Source organism: Mesorhizobium sp. M1E.F.Ca.ET.063.01.1.1, from assembly GCF_003998155.1.
Lineage (GTDB): Bacteria > Pseudomonadota > Alphaproteobacteria > Rhizobiales > Rhizobiaceae > Mesorhizobium.
On the sequence record NZ_RZSC01000693.1, the window covers coordinates 1 to 3,079 of the forward strand.

A 3,079-nucleotide genomic window follows, 5' to 3' on the forward strand; every position below is an offset into this window, starting at 1 on the left:
GCACCGCCTCGACTTCGGCCAGCAGATCCTCCATCTCGGCATCCGGCTCGCCAAGCACGCCCATACGGCAAAGGTCGCCGATATAGCCGTGATAGTTGCCGCCGGAATCGATCGACAGCACCTCGCCCTTCTTCCACGCCTGGTCTGAGGCGGCGCGGTTGTGGCTGGAGCCCAGCGTCAGCAGGCAGTATTCGAAATGCGCGCCGCGATTGGTCTCCTCGCGCCTGAGCTGCTCGATGATGTCGGTCTTGGTCGTGCCCTCACGCGCCCGGGCAATAGTCGCCAGCATGGAATCGGTGATCAACTCGGAGGCGATGCGCAGTTTCTCGAGTTCCGCTTCGGTCTTGATCGCGCGCATGGTCTCCAGCATGCCGGTCGCGTCGATGAGCTTGGCGTCCGGCAGCGCCCTGCGGATCAGCGTATAGGCGTCCGAAGGCAGGAAGCCCGGCTCGATGCCGATGCGGGCAGCCTGCTTGCCGATCTTCTGCAGATGTTCGACGGCAAGGTTGGCGGCGTCGAGCGTGCCCCAGCAGGCGGCATGCAATGTCGGCGTCCAGAACGGATGGTTCTGGTGCTCGCCGCCTTCCATCCGGTTGCCGATATAAGCGGCGTGCTCCGGCCCGCCCTTTTCATAGAGGACGATCGGCAGATAGCGGCTGTGGCCGATCGCATCCATCGCCGCGAAAAAGATGAACTTGTAGCCGCCGAGCAGGTACTGCGTGTTGTGCTTGGAAGTGGTGAAGAGCACGTCGATGCCGGCCTCCTCCATCAGCCGGTCTACCCGCGCCTGATCGAACGGGATACTGCTGACGTCGGCCTTGCCCGGAGCGATGTTCATCTGCCTCTCCCTGAATTTTCCGGCCGCTGCAGCGGCCAATCTTTTTGAACGGTTGGTTGTCGGTCAAATCTGCATCTTTTTGACCACTCTGGTCCAGCCAGAATTGGCAGAGCATTGCCAATTCAACCTAGCCGAAAGGCTCGTAGGAGCTATTCTCTTTAATCTGGTCTTACCAGATTGCCGCGCCCACAGCCCGAAATATAACTGGTCCAGCGGACGAAAATTTCAAAGCCAAGCCAGCATGCGCCAAATCCGTCTCTGGCGAAACCTTTGCCAAGGGCCATAATCCCGCTCATTTCGAGGTTGCCCGTGCCTGCCGCGGGTGAAGAGGGGAGTTTGAGCGATGTCCGAATTGACGATTTCACGCCGCGGCCTGCTTGCCGGTTCGGCGCTGCTTCTGGCCTCGACCGCGCTGCCGACCATCGGCATGGCGCAGACGCCGAAGAAGGGTGGCAGGCTGATCGTCGCCGCCGACTCCGAGCCGCGCAACCTCAACCCCGCGATCGTCGCCTCAAACGGCGTCTTCTTCATTTCCAGCAAGGTCGTCGAGACCCTGGCCGAGGCCTCCTTCGACGGCAAGGATGGGCTTGAGCCGCGGCTCGCGCTCTCCTGGGAAGGTGCGGCGGACGGGCTGTCGGTGACCTTCAAATTGCGCGACGGCGTCAAATGGCATGACGGCAAGCCCTTCACCTCCGCCGACGTCGCCTTCTCGGCGCTGCAGATCTGGAAGCCGCTGCAGAATCTCGGCCGCACCGTGTTCAAGGACCTTGCTGCGGTCGACACGCCCGATGATCTCACCGCCGTATTCAAATTCGCCAAACCGACGCCGCTCCAGCTCATCCGCAACGCTCTGCCGGCGCTGTCGAGCGTCGTGCCGAAGCATGTCTACGAGAACGGCAAGATCGAGGACAATCCTGCCAACAACGCGCCGGTCGGCACCGGTCCGTTCAAATTCGCCGAATACAAGGCCGGCCAGTACTATCGGCTGGCGAGAAACGACGACTATTGGGGCAAGGACGAGCCCTATCTCGACGAGATCGTCTATCAGGTTCTCCCCGATCGTACGTCTGCCGCCGCGGCGCTCGAGGCGGAAGAGATCCAGCTCGCCGCTTTTTCCGCCGTGCCGCTCGCCGATCTCGACCGCATTTCCAAGGTGCCGGGCCTCAAGGTCGTCACCAAGGGCTATGAGGGGTTGACCTACCAGCTCGTCGTCGAGATCAATCATCGCCGCAAGGAGCTTGCCGATCTCAAGGTGCGACAGGCGATCGCCCATGCCATCGACAAGGACTTCGTCGTCAGGACGATCTTCCTCGGCTATGCCGCGACCGCGACCGGCCCGGTGCCGAAGAACGATCCGCAGTTCTACACCGCCGACGTGCTGACCTACCCCTTCGACGTCGCCAAGGCCAACGAGATGCTGGACGAGGCCGGCTACAAGCGCGCGGACGACGGCAAGCGTTTTGCGCTGAAGCTGCTGCCGGCGCCCTACTTCAACGAGACGAAACAATTCGGCGATTATCTGCGCCAGGCGTTGGCCGCGATCGGCATCGACGCCGAGATCGTCAACAACGACTCCGCGGCCCACATCAAGGCTGTCTACACCGACCATGCCTTCGACCTCGCGGTCGGCCCGCCGGTGTTCCGCGGCGATCCGGCGATCTCGACCACAATCCTGGTGCAGAGCGGCATTCCGGACGGCGTGCCTTTCTCCAACCAGGGCGGCTACAAGAACGCCGACCTGGACGCGCTGATCGCGAAAGCCTCGGAGACGCTCGACACCGCCGCCCGCACCGAGCTCTACAAGGAGTTCCAGAAAAAGGTCGCGGCCGACCTGCCGCTGATCAACGTCGCCGAATGGAGCTTCATTTCCGTCGCCCGAGACACCGTCGGCAACATCGCCGACAACCCGCGCTGGGCGGTGTCGAACTGGGCGGACACCTATTTGGAATCGTGACACACTCAGGCGGATGAGAGTTCGCAATAGAATGGGAACTTGGCCAAAGGCCGAGTTCCCGCCCACCCCCCTCTGTCCTGCCGGACATCTCCCCCGCAAGGGGGGAGATCGGATTTCATCTCGGCCTTCGCCAATCTCCAACGCTGTCCCGCGGCAGGAGGGGTGCCGTCGGCGACGCTGCCAATCTCCCCCCTTGCGGGGGAGATGTCCGGCAGGACAGAGGGGGGTGCCTGGGCGCGACATTTCATATTGTCGCCTCATGTGGCCGAGACGCGCATGACGCGCGC

Annotated in this window: 3 protein-coding genes; 2 read left to right on the forward strand and 1 reads right to left on the reverse strand. The window is 62.7% G+C overall.

Annotated features, from left to right (window positions below):
• Positions 1-838 (reverse strand): Xaa-Pro peptidase family protein (locus EOA29_RS30705; protein ID WP_145969887.1); only part of this gene is annotated, 838 nt, incomplete at its 3' end.
• On the opposite strand from EOA29_RS30705, the gene EOA29_RS42355 reads away from it, so the two are divergent.
• Together EOA29_RS42355 and EOA29_RS30710 are read left to right on the forward strand one after the other, a co-directional pair.
• Positions 831-1,124, forward strand: a complete 294-nt coding sequence (locus EOA29_RS42355) for a hypothetical protein (protein WP_210213187.1) — start codon at positions 831-833, stop codon at positions 1,122-1,124. The two genes, EOA29_RS30705 and EOA29_RS42355, sit on opposite strands and share 8 nt — an antisense overlap.
• Before the next feature lie 57 nt (positions 1,125-1,181).
• On the forward strand, positions 1,182-2,792 hold the full coding sequence (locus EOA29_RS30710; protein WP_127222054.1) for an ABC transporter substrate-binding protein: 1,611 nt from the start codon (positions 1,182-1,184) through the stop codon (positions 2,790-2,792).
• Positions 2,793-3,079: the final 287 nt, after the last annotated feature.